Annotated in this window: 17 protein-coding genes; 5 read left to right on the top strand and 12 right to left on the bottom strand. The window is 39.9% G+C overall.

The window, feature by feature from the left end; genetic code table 11:
• Positions 1-63: 63 nt before the first annotated feature.
• A complete protein-coding gene (locus tag L0951_RS03615; RefSeq protein ID WP_262908436.1) occupies positions 64-936 on the bottom strand; it encodes a GLPGLI family protein in 873 nt (290 codons plus the stop codon).
• 43 nt (positions 937-979) lie between these two features.
• On the bottom strand, positions 980-3,667 hold the full coding sequence (locus tag L0951_RS03610) for a carboxypeptidase-like regulatory domain-containing protein (RefSeq protein ID WP_234109503.1): 2,688 nt from the start codon (positions 3,665-3,667) through the stop codon (positions 980-982).
• A 153-nt stretch (positions 3,668-3,820) separates the two neighbouring features.
• Between L0951_RS03610 and L0951_RS03605 the strand changes: the two genes are divergently transcribed.
• Positions 3,821-4,702: a cupin-like domain-containing protein gene (locus L0951_RS03605; RefSeq protein WP_234109502.1), complete on the top strand. Its 882-nt coding sequence runs from the start codon at positions 3,821-3,823 to the stop codon at positions 4,700-4,702.
• 62 nt (positions 4,703-4,764) lie between these two features.
• On the opposite strand, the gene L0951_RS03600 is transcribed toward L0951_RS03605, so the two are convergent.
• The 7 genes from L0951_RS03600 to L0951_RS03570 all read right to left on the bottom strand — a co-directional run bounded on the left by L0951_RS03600 (position 4,765) and on the right by L0951_RS03570 (position 11,403).
• Positions 4,765-6,459, bottom strand: coding sequence for a M14 family zinc carboxypeptidase (locus L0951_RS03600; RefSeq protein ID WP_234109501.1), 1,695 nt, complete (start codon positions 6,457-6,459; stop codon positions 4,765-4,767).
• A 347-nt stretch (positions 6,460-6,806) separates the two neighbouring features.
• Positions 6,807-7,142, bottom strand: coding sequence for a hypothetical protein (locus tag L0951_RS03595; RefSeq protein WP_234109500.1), 336 nt, complete (start codon positions 7,140-7,142; stop codon positions 6,807-6,809).
• A 176-nt stretch (positions 7,143-7,318) separates the two neighbouring features.
• Positions 7,319-9,115, bottom strand: coding sequence for a translation elongation factor 4 (gene lepA, locus L0951_RS03590; protein WP_234109499.1), 1,797 nt, complete (start codon positions 9,113-9,115; stop codon positions 7,319-7,321).
• Positions 9,116-9,175: 60 nt separating this feature from the next.
• Complete coding sequence (locus L0951_RS03585; protein WP_234109498.1) at positions 9,176-9,547, bottom strand: hypothetical protein; 372 nt, start codon at positions 9,545-9,547, stop codon at positions 9,176-9,178.
• A gap of 90 nt (positions 9,548-9,637) precedes the next feature.
• A complete protein-coding gene (locus L0951_RS03580; RefSeq protein ID WP_234109497.1) occupies positions 9,638-10,138 on the bottom strand; it encodes a hypothetical protein in 501 nt (166 codons plus the stop codon).
• Between the two features lie 24 nt (positions 10,139-10,162).
• Complete coding sequence (locus L0951_RS03575; protein ID WP_234109496.1) at positions 10,163-10,825, bottom strand: hypothetical protein; 663 nt, start codon at positions 10,823-10,825, stop codon at positions 10,163-10,165.
• 26 nt (positions 10,826-10,851) lie between these two features.
• Entirely contained in the window at positions 10,852-11,403 is a 552-nt protein-coding gene (locus L0951_RS03570) for an RNA polymerase sigma factor (protein ID WP_234109495.1), read from the bottom strand.
• Positions 11,404-11,494: 91 nt separating this feature from the next.
• Between L0951_RS03570 and L0951_RS03565 the strand changes: the two genes are divergently transcribed.
• The 4 genes from L0951_RS03565 to L0951_RS03550 all read left to right on the top strand — a co-directional run bounded on the left by L0951_RS03565 (position 11,495) and on the right by L0951_RS03550 (position 16,032).
• Positions 11,495-12,247 carry a Rossmann-like and DUF2520 domain-containing protein gene (locus L0951_RS03565; protein WP_234109494.1) on the top strand — a complete coding sequence of 251 codons (753 nt, stop codon included), beginning with the start codon at positions 11,495-11,497 and terminating at the stop codon, positions 12,245-12,247.
• On the top strand, positions 12,237-12,755 hold the full coding sequence (locus L0951_RS03560) for a KdsC family phosphatase (RefSeq protein ID WP_234109493.1): 519 nt from the start codon (positions 12,237-12,239) through the stop codon (positions 12,753-12,755). The genes L0951_RS03565 and L0951_RS03560 overlap by 11 nt, the downstream gene beginning before the upstream one ends.
• A gap of 113 nt (positions 12,756-12,868) precedes the next feature.
• Positions 12,869-13,426, top strand: a complete 558-nt coding sequence (locus L0951_RS03555; RefSeq protein ID WP_234109492.1) for a Maf family nucleotide pyrophosphatase — start codon at positions 12,869-12,871, stop codon at positions 13,424-13,426.
• A gap of 92 nt (positions 13,427-13,518) precedes the next feature.
• Entirely contained in the window at positions 13,519-16,032 is a 2,514-nt protein-coding gene (locus L0951_RS03550) for a tetratricopeptide repeat protein (protein WP_234109491.1), read from the top strand.
• A 14-nt stretch (positions 16,033-16,046) separates the two neighbouring features.
• Here the strand turns inward: L0951_RS03550 and tsaB are convergent, their stop codons facing one another.
• The 3 genes from tsaB to L0951_RS03535 all read right to left on the bottom strand — a co-directional run bounded on the left by tsaB (position 16,047) and on the right by L0951_RS03535 (position 18,170).
• Entirely contained in the window at positions 16,047-16,727 is a 681-nt protein-coding gene (gene tsaB, locus L0951_RS03545; protein ID WP_234109490.1) for a tRNA (adenosine(37)-N6)-threonylcarbamoyltransferase complex dimerization subunit type 1 TsaB, read from the bottom strand.
• 287 nt (positions 16,728-17,014) lie between these two features.
• A complete protein-coding gene (locus L0951_RS03540; RefSeq protein ID WP_234109489.1) occupies positions 17,015-17,767 on the bottom strand; it encodes an SDR family NAD(P)-dependent oxidoreductase in 753 nt (250 codons plus the stop codon).
• 31 nt (positions 17,768-17,798) lie between these two features.
• Positions 17,799-18,170, bottom strand: coding sequence for a YraN family protein (locus L0951_RS03535; RefSeq protein WP_234109488.1), 372 nt, complete (start codon positions 18,168-18,170; stop codon positions 17,799-17,801).
• Between the last annotated feature and the right edge of the window lie 3 nt (positions 18,171-18,173).

Raw genomic sequence — 18,173 nt, 5'->3', positions numbered from 1 at the left:
AGTAATGATGAAACCCGCTCCAAAAAGCGGGTTCTTGTTTTTTAAAATGAGATGGATGAGGCATTAAGGTTTCAGCTCTATCCAGTTGTTATTTTTCTTCATTTCATCCCGGGCATTTTGTTCCATCGCACGAAGAATTTCCTTTGGATCGGTAAATTCCTGTCCATTGATGTTCACCTTGATTTTGGAATTGGGTTGGTTCATGATTTCACGAATTCCCTGAACCGGATCGTTTTGATACTGTTTGAGCTGCTTAATGTACTGCTGCCGATTGACTTCCAGAGGTTTTTTCTTCACAAATGGAATATCTTTTCCTTGCGTATTGAGTTCTTCTTCTTTTTGAGCAACCAATTTCTTGATGCCTTTCAGCTCCATTTTGTGGCTTCCGGAATCATCGGAAACCTCCACAATCAATCCCGGAAGTCCGGAAAATTTATACGGCCCGTCCAATACGGGAACTTCGTTGGTAAACCAAGCGGTCCAATTTCTTCCAGCAAAACTGGCGGTGGCTTTTTGCATGTTAAACGCTCCGATCTTATTTTTCTCGGGCGTAATCTTCCACTCTATTTTTCGGTCTTCCAAAACTTTGTAGGAATCGTTTCCGATTCTAGCAGTCAGATAGGTTTTGTATTCGGGATAGGTTTTTTCTACTTCATAATTGATTTCTCCACCACGGTTCTGCCGAGAGACAGAAATGTTTTTCATTCCCGCTGCCATTTGCTTTTTAATGCTTTCATGAATGATGGAATCGCTTTCAAATGTATTTTTGCTGTAATATTTCGAGCCGTCTTTTTGGATGTCGAGATACATCCATTCAGTTTTCAGGCTGTCCACTTTCGTAGAATCGGGCCGGAAAGTATATTGGTAAATCATTCGACTGCTTTGGGCCGAAAATAGAGCTGAAAACAGGATTAACAGCAAGGACAGTTTTTTCATAACTCAAGTTTTAGTTTGTCAAATTATAAGATGCTTCGGGTTTCTACTTAAAATTAAACTTCACCGTAAACATTACCTGACTTGGACGAATGTTGATCGCGGTTCTGGAAATGGAATTGGTTGCGGCATCTACGGAGATCACTTCATAAAGGTTCTTATTGGCAATATTCAACCACTTCAGTTCAAAATCAATTTTCTTTTTTGCCCAAGTGTACTGGTAAGAAAGATCATAGAAAGCATTGCGGTAACTTTCATTCAAAGTTTTGCTGGAAACATCGTCCCAGTTAAAACCAATGGTGTGATTTTCAAACGGATAAACAAACAGAGCCAGGTTATGGTTCCATCCGGAAGTTTTGAACTGGGTATTGGTGGTCAGATTCTTATTCTGGTTCCAGCTCATAGATATATTGTAATCCAAACTCATCCACGAAAAGTACGTGTTATTGAATTTGAACCCAAAAGTTTGTCCATTATTCTTGGATTCCTGCACTGCACCGAACAGCATGCTGAAACTATTGGAATCTCGATTGGTAAAGCTGGTTGAAATATTCGATTTGAATTTTGGGAAATATTTCCCGATTTCCGCCCTTTCATTTTGGGATACCGGCGAGTTTTTGAAGGCGATCATTTCAACCGCGTTTCCGTTTCCGGAAATAGTTCTGTTGGCGATCAAGTTGTTGGTGGAATTATTAAAACTGTATCCCACATTAAAAAACAGGTTATTCAGTGGATTTCGGTATTCTAATCTGAAACCGATTGACCGGTTGATATTTTCAGGAAGCGCACTGTTTCTGATACTTACATTTAAGGGATTTGTCAACAAATATCCTCCATAAAGTGAACCAAAGTTTCCGAAATTATAGTTGATGTTTCCAAATGCCCAGATTTTGAAGAAAGAAGCAAAATCATAACTTAAAAACATGCTCGGCTCGAAAACTGTTTTGCTGATTTCACGTGAAACATTCCTTACTTCGTCCTGATAATCAATTCCATAAAAATTCATCGGCAAAGTAAGGTTGAAATTCAAGGCGTTGTTTTTATAGTTGAAACCTATTTGGCTATAAGGTTGAAGCTGGTTCCAATGCAGGTCGTTTCTGAAGGTATCACCCAATGAGTTGAAACTTCCTGAATTGCTTCCCGAAAGCAAAGAATTCATATTATTAAAACTCAAATTCAATCCCACTTCTGGAGTTAAAGTCCATTTTTTATAAGTAAAACCCACGGATGCGGAATGATTTACTTCCACAGTTCTCAATCCGATGTTTTGTTGAAGCTGCTCATAATGATCTGCTTCTGGAAACGAGTTTGCATTGTAGGAGTAAGATCCGGGATTGACATTCAAAGTTTGTCTGTCATTTTTAAAATTAAGGTAACTCATGAAATTCACCAGTTTTTCCTTCCACGGAATAATGGTGCTCAAGGAGTTCTGGAAACTTCCTGTTGGTGATTCGATCGCTTCTGCACCGATTTTTGTTCCAGTTTCCGAGATGCGACTTGCATCGGCTCGATCAGCATTCCAGAAACCGTTCCAGGTGGTGGTATTTTTAAAGAATCCTTTTTTGGCGTTTTTAGAAAAAATCAATTCCGCCTTAGAGGAGTTGGTGTGGAATTTATTGCTGATATCCTGAGAAACGGTCAATCCATCTGGAAAAATGTTGGACGGGCTGTAAACCGTTTCGAAATAGGAATCCCTGGAAACCGTATTATTAGAATAACTCGCACTTGCCTTCAGCTCCCATTCTTTATTCTTAAAAGGATTGGTCAACACGTTGGCCGAAAAGAAATGCACGTTATTCATCAGATACCTTTTTTCAGGGAGATTCGGTGTATCGGCACTTTCCACGGAAATCCAACTGGATTGCGCAGTCTGAACCCGTCTTCCTTCAAAGCGGTTTCCAAAAGCGAGAAGATTTCCTTCTTTTTCCACGGTTTCGCCATTATTATTGGCTTTATAATTCACCACCCACTGATTTTTTTGGCCGAAAAACATGGGCGTCAGTTTCACATTCCACAACAGTGGATCAAAACCTGCTCCCACTTCTCCCCTTCCGGTCATGGTCACGGTTCTTTTTAGTTTCACATTGATTGCCGCATTTTGTGACGGCACTTTATCCTGAAGAATTTTCACCGGTTGGTGGTTTTCCATCACTTCCACTCTTTGCACCGCATCTTTCGGCAAGGAATTGTTGATGGTCCCGTAACCGCCTTCCATCAAATCTTTTCCGTTCACATAAAATTTATTAATCGGTTCGCCTTGGTAAAGAATCGATCCGTCTTTATTCACTTCCACTCCGGGCAGTTTTTTCAGCACATCTGCAAGCGTTCGGTCTGATTTGCTTTCGAATGCTTTTAAATCATAAGAAATGGTATCTCCTTTTTTGGTGATTATTTTGGATTTCAACTTTACTTCCTTGATTTCGGTTGCGTCAGAATCCATTTTAAAATCAATGTTTTGGTTTTGATTTTTTACTGTTCTAAGGATTGATTTCTGGTTAAAAGCTTTAATCTTCAGCTCAATATTGGGTTCGTTTGAAGTAAAAGTCACCTTATATTCACCCTTCGAATTGGTGATTGAAAATGCCAGAATCGCATCTTTGCCAGGTTCTTCCACAGTGACACTTGCACTGGGAATCGGCTGACCACCATCATCAGAAACTTTCCCTGTGATCACTGATTGTGCCAGAGAAAAGGAAGAAATTGATAAGAAGAAAAATAAGAAGATTTTATTCATAAAGGAGTTTTTCCATTAGTACTCCGGAACGACTTTTTGTTACATCCGGCCGTGGGTGCAGACTTTCCTTCAAAATCCGAAAAATAATCTCAAATGCTAAGATTAACGCAATTCAAAATTTTGTTAATTTTGCAGAATTAATATTCTCATAACATGGGACTTCATTTAAAACCGATCGATATCGTGGACGATATCACGGAACAAGATTTTAGGGAAAAATATCTAAAGCCAAGAATACCGGTAGTGATCAAGAATATGGCCAAAAAATGGCCGGCTTACCAAAAATGGACCATGGATTATATGAAGGAAGTGGTGGGAGATGTGGAAGTTCCGCTTTATGATTCCTCCAAAGCAGATCCATCTGCGCCAATCAACGCTTCCGCCGCAAAAATGAAATTCGGCGATTATATTGATTTAATAAAAACCACGCCGACCGATTTGCGGATTTTCCTTTTTGACCCGATCAAATCTGCGCCGAAATTATTGGAAGATTACATTGCCCCGAAAGATTTAATGGGCGGTTTTCTGGACAATTATCCGAGTATGTTCTTCGGCGGACAAGGTTCCGAGACGTTTCTGCATTTCGACATTGACATGGCGCATATTTTCCACACCCATTTTAATGGACGAAAGCATATTTTACTTTTCGATTACAAGTGGAAGGAGCGACTCTACCAAATTCCATACGCCACCTATTCGCTGGAGGATTACGATATTTCTAACCCTGATTTCGAGAATTTTCCCGCTCTGGACGGAGTGGAAGGAATCGAATGTTTTCTGGAACATGGCGACACCCTATTTATGCCGACCGGGTGGTGGCACTGGATGAAATATCTGGACGGAAGTTTCTCCATTTCCCTTCGTGCTTGGGACAAATCCTGGGCGGTGAAGGCTCATTCGCTATGGAATTTGACCGTTCAGAGAAATTTCGACAATTTCATGAAGCGCCGATACAAAAAAAAGTACATGGACTGGAAGGAAAGTTTAGCCATAAAAAGAGCAAACCGTGCCCTGAAAAAAGGGTTGCCGAAATAAATAAACGCCTCGTCTGAATAGATGAGGCGTTTATTTTGGTTGGAGATCTTTTGTGAAGTTTCTCACGGAATCCTGTAAACTGGATATGCTCCAACCGTTCCTTCATAGTAATCCGAATGTTTGTAAATCCAGTCGAGTTGGGCTTTTCCGTCTTTTTGCAATTCTGGATTAAGGCTTTTCTCCATCTCAAATGCGGTTCGCAAAGCGGAATTATTCTTTAACAAATCTGCCGCAGTATCTTCAAAAACATAATCAGAATAATATTCTTTTTGGCTCAGAATTCCATCGAAAAAGTTCCAGTTGAAGAAGGAGTCAACCGCTTCCGGCTCCAAAGTTTCCAAAAGATATTTCACCCCATTTTGTCTGGTTGAAACCAGCAAGTCGCCTTTTCTGAAATGCATCACGCTCACTTCTTTCCTCGCAAAAGTATCATAGTGAAGATAATGTCCTTCATAAGGGTTTTTCAGGGTTTTGAAATCGGAAATTCTGTATGACTCTACAGTAATTGAGGAGTCTTTCGGCAAAGCGGTCATCCGGATTTGGTTTCGCTTCAGATAAGCAATCACTTGATTTTCAGACTTTGGAATGATATAATAGGAAGGAATCGCGATTTCTTTCGTCGTTTTAAATTCATCGTAAAATTTCACTTTCTTGGTAAAAGGTTTTGCCTTATCGTAAAACAATCTTGGCTGTCCGGAAACTGCACTTGGCTTATTTCCGGCTTCATATCCTTTAAAATCAATCATTTGAACTTTCGTGCTGTCTAATTTCCATTGGATCGGATATTTTTTTCCGGGTTGCAATTCAGTTAAAGTTTCTGCCATCAACTTTTGGATTTCACTGGAATTTTTCGCAACATAATTGATGGAACTCAGCATGTATTCGTAAGTTGCACGAACCCGGTCTTTGTAGGGTTTCAGCATGTGTGTTTCAGCCACGGTTCCCAACGTGTTGAAAAGCGTGGTGTAACCCGTCGCATATCGCGGAGAATCCATAAACGCGGGAAATCCTTCATCCGGAGCATCGCCGTGGATATTGACATAAGGAGTGTAAAGAATTCCCTTTTTGTCCAAATCTTTCAAAATTTCAGGTTGCATTTTCTGATTGAAATAATCGCCCAAAGATTTTCCTAATCTTTCCTTATTCGTTGAAATATAGGTGAAAAGATATTGATAATCTGCTCCGTTACTTACATGATTGTCAATGAAATAAATTGGTTTGAAAGTCTGAAAAATTTCCTGAAAGGTTTTGGAATTTTCGGTATCGTTTTTAATGAAATCCCGGTTCAGATCATAATTCCTTGCATTTCCGCGGAAACCATATTCTTCAGGTCCGTTTTGGTTGGCTCTGGAAAACTTTCCCCTCCGCAACATTCCCGAAATATTGTAGCACTGTATCGCCGCGATTCTCAAATTTTTTACTTTAATTTTTCCGGTTGCCAAATCCCGCATCAGCATCATCGTGGCATCAATTCCGTCTGGTTCACCGGGATGAATTCCATTGTTGATGAGGATTACCGGAGTTTTTTTGTCTTTGGTATTATTGAAAACCACCACTTTAATCGGTTCGCCAAGATCATCCTTCCCAAAATTTTCAATGGAAATCGTTTCAAAATTCTGGTCCAGTTCGTCGTAATATCTCAGCATTTCAGCGTAAGTAGGCGTTTGGTTTCCGTTGCCATTTTCGAACGGGGTTTGGAATTTTTGGGCAAGCAAAATATTAGAAAACAAAATGAGAACAGCTGCAATGAATTTCATCTATGGGAAAATTTGAGAGCGAAAGTACAAATTTCGGGGGATTTTTCCGTGGGAAAAGGTTGGTGGATATTTTTTGGAATGTGACTAAACTTTACGCCAATTAAAATCGAATTAAGCAAAACTGACGATCCCGAAAAATACATCAAAAAGGTCAAAAGCAAGTCAATGCGTCATTCACTGATTTATAATGCTGAAAATTTTGGCTCTCCAATAGCAATCGCTTCTCATTCTTTTAAAATGTCGTTCAAAGCATTGGAAATGTTAATTAGAAAAAAAATTTAAAAAAGACAATAAAAAATTCCCGAAAGAAAATCGGGAATCACGACAATTTACGCAAAAAATTGGTCTTATTTTTTCTGATCACCTTTCTTAGCGGTGTCTGAGGATAAACTCAAAGCATTTCTTCCGTCCATTTCTCCCCTTTTATAGCCAGCAGAGTATTCTTTTTTTACTTGCAGTTCGTCGAGGTTGGTAAGTGTTTCGCCCCTTCTTTCATAACCTAAAAATTTGGTGTCCGTACTCAAATTGTTTGCACTCCAGTTCAAATTTGTCGGAATGGATGTTGGTTTGGTTTTAGTCACTGAAAAATACCCTCTCACATAACCTTCATCAAAGCCACCCATCATCTGGCTGAAAATAAGACCAGAGATGAGCAAAGTTCCTAATAGCAATACTTTTTTCATAATTCGAAGTTTAAAACTAGTTTGATACTCATTGGAAATCAGCCTATTGGAAATCCGATATTCAAATATAGTAAAATAATCTCAATAAAATGTATTTAACAAAAAATTCCCGAAAAATTTCGGGAATTTACATTTTTTTCAAGAGCAGCGTGCAAAGTTGCCTCTCTATATTCTGTTTAATCATTCAGCTTCAGTACTGCCATAAATGCGGATTGCGGCACTTCTACCCTACCGATTTGCTTCATTTTTTTCTTACCTTCTTTCTGCTTTTCTAGGAGTTTTCGCTTTCTGGAAATATCTCCTCCATAACATTTTGCAGTAACGTCTTTTCTTAAAGCTTTGATGGTTTCTCTCGCAATCACTTTAGCTCCTAAAGCCGCCTGTACAGCGATATCAAACTGCTGTCTCGGGATCAGTTCACGAAGTTTTTCGCACATTCTTTTTCCGATATAATAGGCATTGCTGTCGTGAATCAAAGAAGATAGCGCATCCACCATATCACCGTTGATCAGAATATCCATTTTAACGAGTTTGGACGGTCTGAAGCCAATCGGATGGTAATCGAAAGAAGCATAACCTTTGGAAATAGATTTCAAACGGTCGTAAAAATCGAAAACCACTTCTGCGAGCGGCATGTTGAAAACAAGTTCTACACGGTCTGCAGTAAGATAACTTTGGTTAACGATTTCGCCGCGTTTTTCGATACATAAAGTCATTACCGGACCCACGAAATCGGATTTGGTAATAATCGACGCTTTGATGTAAGGTTCCTCCACACGGTCGAGCAACACCGGATCTGTCATTTCAGACGGGTTGTTGATGAGGATCATCTTGTCCGGATCCTTTTTGGAATAACCGTGGTAAGAAACGTTGGGAACCGTGGTAATCACATCCATATTAAATTCCCTGTCGAGTCTTTCCTGAACGATTTCCATGTGAAGCATTCCCAGGAATCCGCAACGGAAACCAAAACCTAGTGCTGCAGAACTTTCCGGTTCGAAAACCAAAGAAGCGTCATTCAGTCTCAGTTTTTCCAGTGAAAATCTAAGTTCTTCGAAATCCTCAGCTTCAATAGGATAAATTCCGGCAAAAACCATAGGCTTTACTTCTTCGAAACCTTCAATCGGAGCCTCAGCGCCGTTTTCAAAAGTCGTAATGGTATCTCCCACTTTTACTTCGCGGGCATCTTTAATCCCGGAAATAATATAGCCTACATCTCCGGTAAGAATTTCTTTTTTAGGTTGCTGTTTCAGCTTTAAAGTTCCCACCTCATCAGCTTCGTACATTTTCCCGGTCGCCATGAATTTAATTCGCTGGCTTTTTTTAATGCTTCCGTTCACGACCTTGAAATAGGCTTCAATTCCGCGGAATGGGTTGTAAACAGAGTCGAAAACTAAAGCCTGCAAAGGCGCTTCAGGATCCCCAACCGGAGCTGGAATTCTTTTAACAATCTGCTCCAGAAGATCGTGAACACCTTCGCCGGTTTTTCCGGAAACGCGTAAAACATCTTCGTATTCGCAGCCAATCAGGTTCATGATTTCGTCTGTAACTTCCTCGGGATTTGCTGAAGGCAAGTCGATTTTATTAAGGATTGGAATGATGGTTAAATCGTTTTCCAAAGCCAGGTAAAGGTTGCTTATCGTTTGTGCCTGAATACTTTGAGCGGCATCTACAATAAGAAGCGCACCTTCGCAGGCAGCAATGGAGCGGGAAACTTCGTAAGAGAAATCTACGTGTCCCGGTGTATCGATAAGATTTAAGATGTACTTTTCGCCGTTCAGCTCGTAATCCATCTGGATCGCGTGAGATTTTATGGTAATTCCGCGTTCCTTTTCCAGGTCCATATCGTCCAATGTTTGAGACTGTAACTCTCTCTGTGTCACGGTATTGGTATATTCCAAAAGCCGATCCGCCAAAGTAGATTTACCGTGGTCGATATGTGCGATGATGCAGAAGTTTCGTATGTTTTTCATTCAGTTTCTTGATAGTGTGCAAAGATAAAAAAAACAAGAGACTTTCTGTGGTGTTGAGCACTACTTTGTAAAGCTGTAATCGCCGGCAAGAAAATCCAGCACACAGAAAATCTCATTGTTCTCCACTTCATCTTTAATTTTCAGTTTCTCCAGATAAAGAATCAAATCACGGCTTCCCTTTTTTCTATTTTTATTAAACCTTTCAAACCAATTCTGTAGGTCATCCGCAGGATTGGAAGTGGGAAAATGGAATTGGTAATTTTGTCCTCTGGAAACGAAGTTCCCGATGTTTTTATCCTGTCTTCCATCAATAACAGTAAGACTATTTGTGGTTCCGGAATAGTCCTTCACTGGATAATTTAAGGAAATTTCGTTTTTAATTTGCCCCATGAAAAAGATGGGGAACAGGAGTAATACAATTGCTTTTTTCAAGTATAGCGAAGATCATAAAAGTAATTCTGAAAAGAACGACCTCCACAAAAAAATCTGTAGAGGTCGTTCAAACATTAAAAAAATAAACTATTATGGTCGCCTGCGCTGCGGTGCGGAATTCTCCGAACCGTCTTGTTTTCGGTCTAGAATTTTATTGCGGATCTTGCCTTCGGTTTGGTACATCTGCAACAATTGTTGTGGGCTGATCACTTTCAGAAACTTTTCTGCGTATGCTTTGCGATTGTCCAAAAGTTGCTGCCCCACTTCGAAACTCAGATTGAGTTGTTTTTTTGCTTCCTCATCATTCATATTTTCGTAATTCTGATTAGAATTGAATTTGCTCTTGATCTCATTCTGCTTGTCCTGGTATTCTGCGTAGAGTGTCTTGAACTCGGTTTGATCACTTTTTTGTACATCCAGCTGCGAAACAATCATGTTTTCTCTGAACTGTTTCAGCAGTGAAATCCTTTCTTCCGGGCTCATCTTTTGAATGATTTGTTTTCGCTGTTCAGGCTTCATGGCTTTCCAGTCGTACTTTTGTTCTTGCGCAGATACACTTTGTCCTGCAAAGATTGCTATCAGCAGTATCATAATCTTTTTCATGCGCGGTTTTTCTTAGTTATATAAGTCCAGATAAAGGTCCTGCTCTGCATTTCGACCCACAGTTGCCAATTCAGACGTGCTGAAACCGGACAGAATCTGATCCATCTGAGATTCAGTATTTTGATCCGCCATTGCGGGTTTCTGTGCTGCAATTCCAGCATTGGTTTGTGAAGCAGCCGTGATTGGTTTGGCACTCACGATCTGTTTTTCAGCAGCAATTGTATTCATATCCTGTTCCAAAGTAGGGTTTTCCACCACTACCTCTTTTACCGGTTTAGCCTTTTGAATTGCGGCGTTGGAAGATGGATTTTCTACATTGGCAATCGGCACTTCACTTATATTGATCGGCGTTCCGCTGCTATTGCCTATGTCTGAAAAGTAAATCAATCCGAAGAAAATGGTAATGGAAGCTGCTGCCGCATACATCCAATTCATTTTCACAATCCTTCCACTTTTTCTGCCAATGGTAGGCGCTACTTGCTGCATCACATTTTGCTGCATCTCCTCAAAGAAACCTACTGGCGTGGTGTAAATATTTTTTCGTTCTAAATTTTCGATGTCTTGTGAAAATGACCGAATATTCTGCAAGACATTTTCCTGCAGTTGGTCTAAAAACCCCTCCGGCGTTTTATAGACGTTTTTTCGTTCCCAATTTTCTATATCAAAATTTTTCATCAGTTTAATCATTAATTTCGCGGGGTTCATTCCGAAAAATTCTCCTTTACATAAACTTCCACTTTTTGTTTGGCGTAGTGGTAATTTGTTTTCAGTGTTCCGACGGACATATCCAGAATTTTTGAAATCTCTTCGTAGGGAAGGTCTTCGTAATACCTCATCGTGAACACTAATTTTTGCTTTTCAGGCAAAGTTTGAATTGCCTTTTGAAGCAGGATCTGTATTTCCTCGGCTTCTGCTTCCACATTTTCTGCTACCAAGTTCTGAAGATATATTTCGGCATCTTGATCCGTTTTCTGCATTTTCTTCATCCTGTTCAGTTGCTGAAGTGCTTCATTGGTGGCAATCCGGTACAACCAGGTATATAACTGGCTGTCCTGCTTGAACTGATGGAAGTTCTGGTAGGCTTTAATAAAGGTATCCTGCAAAACATCCTGCGCCAAATCATGATCTACTATCAACCTTCTGATATGCCAATACAGCCGGCTCTGGTAAGCATCCATCATCAACCGAACCCCGCTGTCACGCGATTTTTCGCCAGACATCAACTCGATAATTTCGGTTTCCTTGATTTTCATCCGAATGCTCATTGTTTTGATGGTAAATTTATTAAAAAGTTAAATAACAATTTCAATTTTTAGTCCAAACCTAAATCTTTATCTTTGTTACATGAAAATCGTGATCATCGGTTCCGGAAATGTTGCCTATCATTTAGCGAAGGCTTTTTGTCAAAATAAAATTGAGGTTTCACAGATTTTTGGGCGAAATGAAAATGATTTGAAATCGATTTCCGATGAGCTTCAAATCCCGTTTTCAACCACCAAATTAGCGGATGCAGATTTGTATTTGATCAGCGTGAAGGATGATTCCGTGGCTGAAGTATCGAAGATTATTTCTAAAGAAAACTGTTTGGCAGCGCACACTTCGGGATCGTTGCCGAAAGAAATTTTAGTAGGGAACTACCGAAAAGCTGGTTTCTACCCGCTGCAGACCTTTTCAAGATCAAAAGAGCTGGATTATTCCAAAATACCCTTCTTTGTGGAAGCCGAAAATAGAGACGATTCTGAACTTCTGCAAAATCTCGCCCTTAAAATTTCAAAAAATGTAATGGAGTCTGATTATGAAAATCGAAAATACATCCATTTGACGGCGGTTTTTTCATGTAATTTCGTGAATCATCTTTTTGCCAGAGCCAAAGAAATATCGGATTCGCAAAATATACCCTTCGATTATTTCCTGCCTTTAATTGACGAAACAGTTTCGAAAATCCACCATATGGAACCAAAACTGGCACAAACCGGACCTGCCGTGCGAAATGACGAAAGGGTTTTAATGGTTCACGAAGCATTAATCAATGATGATGAACATTTGAAAATCTACCGCACCATGAATGAATCGATAAAGAAAATGTATGAGCTATAAATCAAATCTGAAAAATATAAAGGCGTTTGTCTTCGATGTGGACGGTGTTTTCACTGATGGGAGCGTTTACCTGATGCCAGACAAAAACATGTGCCGCGTCATGAACGTGCTCGATGGTTATGCAGTCGTAAAAGCAATTAAAGAAGATTACAAAATCTGCGTGATCACCGGCGGTGATGATCCCATGGTGAGAAATCGGATCCATTATTTGGGAATCACAGATTATCACGCAAAAATTTCAAACAAACTCGAAAAATTTGAAGAATTCAAACAAAAATACAATCTTCAAAACGAAGAAATTTTGACGATGGGAGATGATTTGCCCGATATTTCAATGATGAAAATTTCCGGAATTTCAGCATGTCCCGAAAATTCGGTCGCTGAAGTGAAAGCATTGTCAGATTATATTTCGCCAATTCAAGGCGGGAAAGGCGCCGTGCGCGACGTCATCGAACAGGTGATGAAAGTTCAGGGAAAATGGATTCTGGACGACACAAAAAGCACATAGCATATTTCAGATGGGTACAGTCTTAAAAACAATCCTTTTCAAAAAACCCTGCCTTCAACCAGAAAACAGCAGGTTTATCCTCTTTGCTCTTTTCTCAATCCATTAAATCAATTATGAAAATTTTACTTGCCTCCAATTCGCCAAGACGAAAAGAATTGCTTCAAAGTCTAGGTTTTGATTTTGAAGTTGTGTCCGTGGATTGCGACGAAGTTTATCCTGATGATCTCGCCACAGAAAAAGTGGCGGAATACCTTTCAGAATTAAAGGCAAATTCTTTTAGAAAATTGGAAGAGGGGGAAGTTTTAATCACTGCCGATACGGTAGTCGCCATTGATCATAAGATTTTGGGGAAACCCGAAAATTTAGAAGACGCCACCGAGATGCTGCAAAAACTTTCGGGGAAAATGCACGAAGTTTTTACCGGAATCACGATCAGGACTTTAAATAAAACCATCACCAAGACAGATGTGGCAAAAGTGGAATTCGAACCCATAAGTATCTTGGAATCTGAATTTTATATTAAAAATTTCCAGCCATTTGACAAAGCGGGAGCTTACGGAATTCAGGAATGGTTGGGCATGGCAAAGATCAGGAACATCAGCGGAAGCTTTTACACCATCATGGGTTTGCCGACCCATCTGGTTTACGCAATTTTAAAAGATTTGGAATAAGTCTGCTTCCAATTCAAAAAATCATTATTTTTACGGAAAATAATCAAATCGGTCTTACAATAAAATGCAGATTTGAAAGTTATATTTGAATAATGAAAAAAGCTATATTTTTCCTTTTGGCATTTACTGTTCTAAGTTCCTGTTCCTCCAGGAAAAAGGCAAATAAATCTACATTTCTAAAAGGATTTTTCACGTATTACAATACGCTTTTTAACAGCAAAGATGCCTTGCAGACTGAATTTAAAAATCGGGACAAATCGCATAAAGATAATTTCTACGATCCCTATATTCCGCTGTTGACTTATGAAGATCAACCGCTGGGAAGTGATTTGGGTTCTAGCGGGAGTTTCGGGAGTGAAGCTCGTCCGGGAGGTGCGGGGAGTTTTGGTTCGTCTGGTCCTGGAGTTCCGGGAAGCGGAATGCGACCGACAGATAATCCGGGCAATAAAACCGGAGCCACTATTCTGGAAATTTCAGAGGCGAAAGCCTTGAAAGCCATCGCAAAATATTCTGTGATGAAAGGTGGGGTAGAAAAAAATAAAGCCATGTTTGATGCCAATATTTTGTTGGCTCAATCAAGACTTTACCGCGGAAAAGTGCTGGAAGCACTGGACGGATTAAATTATATCTTCAACAACATGCCGAAAGATAAAAGAATTCCTTTGGCAAAGATTTATCAGGGACTCGCTTATTCCAAAATGGGTGATTTTTCTCGTTCCGGTGAAGTTTTCGCGGAATTGAAAGGAGATAAAATCAAGAAAGATTACCAAAAACTTCTTAGCATTTATTATTCTGAAATGCTGCTTCAGTCCGGGAAAAAAGATCAGGCGGTGGATGAACTTTCAAACGCTTATGCCTTAAATAAAAACCGGAAATTGCGAAGCAGAATCGCATTTCTGAGAGGTCAAATCCTGAATAATCTGGGAAGAAGTGAAGAAGCAAGAGAAAGTTTCGTGAGTGCATACAAAAACGCAAACGATTTCGAATTCGAGGTGAAATCCCAAATTGAAATTGCAAAAACCTTCAATGGCAAAGGGGATGATTATGAAGGCGCAAAAGCATATCTGGAAAAAATTGGCAAAAAAGGAACATATGCGTCCCGCAAAAACGAATTTCTTTATGCTTTAGGTTTAATGGCGAATAAAGCCGGAAAGAAAGAGGAGGCGCAGGAATATTTTGCCCAATCACTGAAAGAAAAAATGTCTGATCCCCAAATTCGCGGGCTGGATTATTTTGAAATCGGAAAAGGCCATTTTGAAAAAAGTGATTACCTGGCAGCAGGTGCTTACTACGATTCCGCGCTATCAGTGATGACGTATGAACCAACTAAAATCTTGTTGGAAGAGCAGTCTAAGAACATCAAGCAGGTTTCTGCCAATTATTTCCTGGTCAAGAAAAATGACAGCATCATCGCATTGACCAAAATGCCTGAGAACGAAAGAATCGCCTATTTTACCAAGGTCATCGATCGAATCAAAGAAAAAGAGGCGAGAGAGGAACTGATCCGAAAACAAGCCGAAAGAAATAAGGGTTTTGACACCGGAGATTATGGCGCAAATTCTATTTTTGCGGGAAATAATGGTGGTTTTCAGGATTTTGGTGATTCCGGGAAGGGCGGTTTTTATTTTTCAAATATGAGCACCGTCTCCAAAGGGGAATCCACTTTTAAACAAATCTGGGGGAATCGTTCTCTAGGTGATAATTGGAGAACTTCTGCCCGAACTACCTCCATCGAAGACCTAAAAAACGAAGCGATGGGCATTGCATCTGCTCCGGATCCGCGAAGACTTGAGCCCAGTTTCTATATTGAAAAAATACCGACCGATGCCGACGAAATTTTGGCTCTGAAAAAAGCACGTGACACGGCAAGTCTGGGATTGGGAAGAATGTATGATGCCTTTTTTTCCGACACGCCACTCGCTACAAAAACGCTATACGATTTGGTGGACAACAAACCTGTGGAAGAGGTGGAACTTCCCGCACTGTATCAGATTTTCGTGATGAATTATGAAAAAAATCCGAGTGCTGCAGAACGGGCAAAACAGAAAATTTTGACGGATTTTCCTTATACTTCTTACGCAGAATTTGTAAAAAACCCTAAAAACACAAAGTTTTCTGCATCCGCACCTGAAGTTGAAAAAGCGTATTCCGAAGCTTATGACCTTTATGCCGCCGAAAAATATGACGAAAGTAAAGCCTCGATAGAAAACTCTTTGGGCAAATATCCAAATGATGCGCTGGTTCCAAAATTTGCTTTGCTCAATGCATTCAATACCGGAAAAACGGCTGGAAAGGAAATCATGATTCTGCAATTGGAACAAATCGCCCTGAATTACGCCAAAACGCCCGAAGGCGAAAAAGCAAAAGAAATGTTGAAATACCTGAAAAGCGAACTGGAACTGCAAAAAACAGATGAAAAAGGAAATATGATCAAAGAAAATTCATTGCCGCTAGCAAAACCCGAATCTGAACCGGTAAGGAATAATCCAAGAGCGGAGAACCCAGGACAAATGTCCACAGGACCAGGAGCTCCGGGCGCAAATATTCCACAGAATGTTCAGCAACTTGAAAATCAAAAACTAAAAGTCGAACCCAAAAGGCAATAATGAAAAAGCGAAGATTATTCTTCGCTTTTCTTTTTCTTAACTCCCTGAAAATCCTTTAGATAAAACGGCTCAAAATACGCAACATCTTCAAAATCCTTTTGATTAAATTTTTCCACCGATTGCCTGATTAAATATTTTGCCGAAGGAAAAACGTCCTCTTTAAATTCGGCTCGCTCCAAATTGAAAACATCTTTCGCTTTTTTTGCACCATCGCCGATAAAAATGATTTTTTTATCCACAAATTCCTGGAACGAATTTTCATCTAAAATCTTCGCTTCGGTTTCTGCGATCATTTCACCTGTAATTCCATCAAAAACGGCACAATAAACCTCCATTCTTCTAGCATCAATCAATGGAATGATCAAGTCATAATTTTGGTTTAAAAACGGTTCAACCATCGTTTCCAAGGAATTCACAGCTATCATCGGAATGTTCAGTCCATAGCAAAACCCTTTTGCGGAAGCAGCTCCAATTCGAAGTCCGGTGTAAGAGCCCGGTCCTTTTCCGACCGAAACGGCATCCAAATCTCCCAATGTAATTTCTGCGCCTTCCAACGCCCACTTCACAAAGGTGTGCAGCGATTCACTCTGTTTATAATTTTCTGAAACTTCTTCGCAAAGACACAGGAGTTTTTCACCGTCTGAAATAGCGACTGAACAGTTTTTTGAAGAGGTTTCCAGGTGGAGGATTTTCATTTTTTTGATGTAATAATGGGTTATTATACAAATGTGATAATGAACGATTTATTTAGATTTTGCAAAGATAAGTTCTGTTTGAACGTGAATCACGATTTAACTAAAAAGATTACCTTCTTCGTTTACAATGACCTTTGTTTTTCGGTATTCTGTGGGTTTTTCGCGGCTTCGCTGCCACAAAAAACCACCCGAAAATAGTATGAAAATCATTTCGAGTCATCAAAGGTGGTGAGAAATCTGCTCTTTTGAAAGTTTCAACATCAGCACATCATCTAACCAAATAATCATCATATGGACCGGTGAATGGTTCTGGGTTCGCTTTGTGCACTTGGATAAATCGTGAGGTCAGAAATTGTGACGTGTTTCGGCGCATTCACACAATAAGCGATTGCATCTGCGATATCTCCAGCTTTTAGGGCTTCGTAACCCGCATAAACAGTTTTAGCCTTCTCTTCATCACCTTTAAACCGAATTTTCGAAAAGTCTGTTTCCACTGCTCCGGGTTGAATGTTGGTGACTTTGATTCCAAATTCTGTGAGTTCCAGTCTCATTCCCTCAGAAATTACATCCACTGCACGTTTGGAAGCGCAGTAAACCACTCCGTTCGGATAGGTTTGTCTTGCTGCGACTGAAGAAATATTGACGATATGTCCGGATTTTCTTTCCTTCATTCCGGGTATAATCATTTTGGAAACATAGAGCAATCCTTTTACATTTCCATCGATCATGGTGTCCCAATCGTCTGTTTTACCCTCGCTTAGCGGTTCCAAACCATGTGCGTTTCCAGCATTGTTGATGAGGACATCAATGTTTTTCCAGTTTTCGGGAAGGGAGTTGATGGCATTTTCAACCTCCGAAAGATTTCTGACGTCGAAGTTTAAACTGAAAGTTTCGCTGAACGGTGAAGTTTCTTTTTTCAGCTGTTCCAAAGCTTCATTTCTTCGGCCGCAAATAATGATTCTGTATCCTTGCTTTGCGAGTAATTCTGCGGTGGCTCTTCCGATTCCGGAAGTGGCACCGGTGATGAGTGCTGTTTTCATTTTAATTTTAGAAATACATTAATTTGGTAATTTATCCCCCGTCAAAAACCTGGAAGGCATCTTCAATATGCATGATTTGTAAAACGCCAGATTTATCGGGAAGTACAGTAATAATATCAAACCTTACTTCTTTGTCGATTTCATTTTCGCTCATGAAAAAATCGGCGCAGGTGATGATGGATTTGATTTTCTTTTTGGTCACAGCTTCCTGTGGTTCTATGAGGGTATCATAACTTCTTGCTTTCACTTCTGTCACCACGATCAAATCCTCATACTCTGAGACAATATCGATTTCCAACCGTTCGAAACGGAAGTTTCTCGCCAAAATTCCATGTCCTTTTTTGGCTAAAAAATCTGCGGCTAAATCTTCCGCTAATTTCCCGAAATCGTTGTGTTCAGCCATAAT

The organism is Chryseobacterium sp. R2A-55, assembly GCF_021401085.1.
Classification (GTDB): Bacteria; Bacteroidota; Bacteroidia; order Flavobacteriales; family Weeksellaceae; genus Kaistella.
Note: the sequence above shows the minus strand (reverse complement) of the source record. Positions and strands in the feature narration are given on the sequence as shown.

Bases quoted from the DNA above. Each gene is read 5' to 3' on its own strand.
- L0951_RS03615 (WP_262908436.1), bottom strand. From the start codon at position 936: ATGAAAAAACTGTCCTTGCTGTTAATCCTGTTTTCAGCTCTATTTTCG.
- L0951_RS03610 (WP_234109503.1), bottom strand. From the start codon at position 3,667: ATGAATAAAATCTTCTTATTTTTCTTCTTATCAATTTCTTCCTTTTCT.
- L0951_RS03605 (WP_234109502.1), top strand. From the start codon at position 3,821: ATGGGACTTCATTTAAAACCGATCGATATCGTGGACGATATCACGGAA.
- L0951_RS03600 (WP_234109501.1), bottom strand. From the start codon at position 6,459: ATGAAATTCATTGCAGCTGTTCTCATTTTGTTTTCTAATATTTTGCTT.
- L0951_RS03595 (WP_234109500.1), bottom strand. From the start codon at position 7,142: ATGAAAAAAGTATTGCTATTAGGAACTTTGCTCATCTCTGGTCTTATT.
- lepA (WP_234109499.1), bottom strand. From the start codon at position 9,115: ATGAAAAACATACGAAACTTCTGCATCATCGCACATATCGACCACGGT.
- L0951_RS03580 (WP_234109497.1), bottom strand. From the start codon at position 10,138: ATGATACTGCTGATAGCAATCTTTGCAGGACAAAGTGTATCTGCGCAA.
- L0951_RS03575 (WP_234109496.1), bottom strand. From the start codon at position 10,825: ATGAAAAATTTTGATATAGAAAATTGGGAACGAAAAAACGTCTATAAA.
- L0951_RS03570 (WP_234109495.1), bottom strand. From the start codon at position 11,403: ATGAAAATCAAGGAAACCGAAATTATCGAGTTGATGTCTGGCGAAAAA.
- L0951_RS03565 (WP_234109494.1), top strand. From the start codon at position 11,495: ATGAAAATCGTGATCATCGGTTCCGGAAATGTTGCCTATCATTTAGCG.
- L0951_RS03560 (WP_234109493.1), top strand. From the start codon at position 12,237: ATGAGCTATAAATCAAATCTGAAAAATATAAAGGCGTTTGTCTTCGAT.
- L0951_RS03555 (WP_234109492.1), top strand. From the start codon at position 12,869: ATGAAAATTTTACTTGCCTCCAATTCGCCAAGACGAAAAGAATTGCTT.
- L0951_RS03550 (WP_234109491.1), top strand. From the start codon at position 13,519: ATGAAAAAAGCTATATTTTTCCTTTTGGCATTTACTGTTCTAAGTTCC.
- tsaB (WP_234109490.1), bottom strand. From the start codon at position 16,727: ATGAAAATCCTCCACCTGGAAACCTCTTCAAAAAACTGTTCAGTCGCT.
- L0951_RS03540 (WP_234109489.1), bottom strand. From the start codon at position 17,767: ATGAAAACAGCACTCATCACCGGTGCCACTTCCGGAATCGGAAGAGCC.
- L0951_RS03535 (WP_234109488.1), bottom strand. From the start codon at position 18,170: ATGGCTGAACACAACGATTTCGGGAAATTAGCGGAAGATTTAGCCGCA.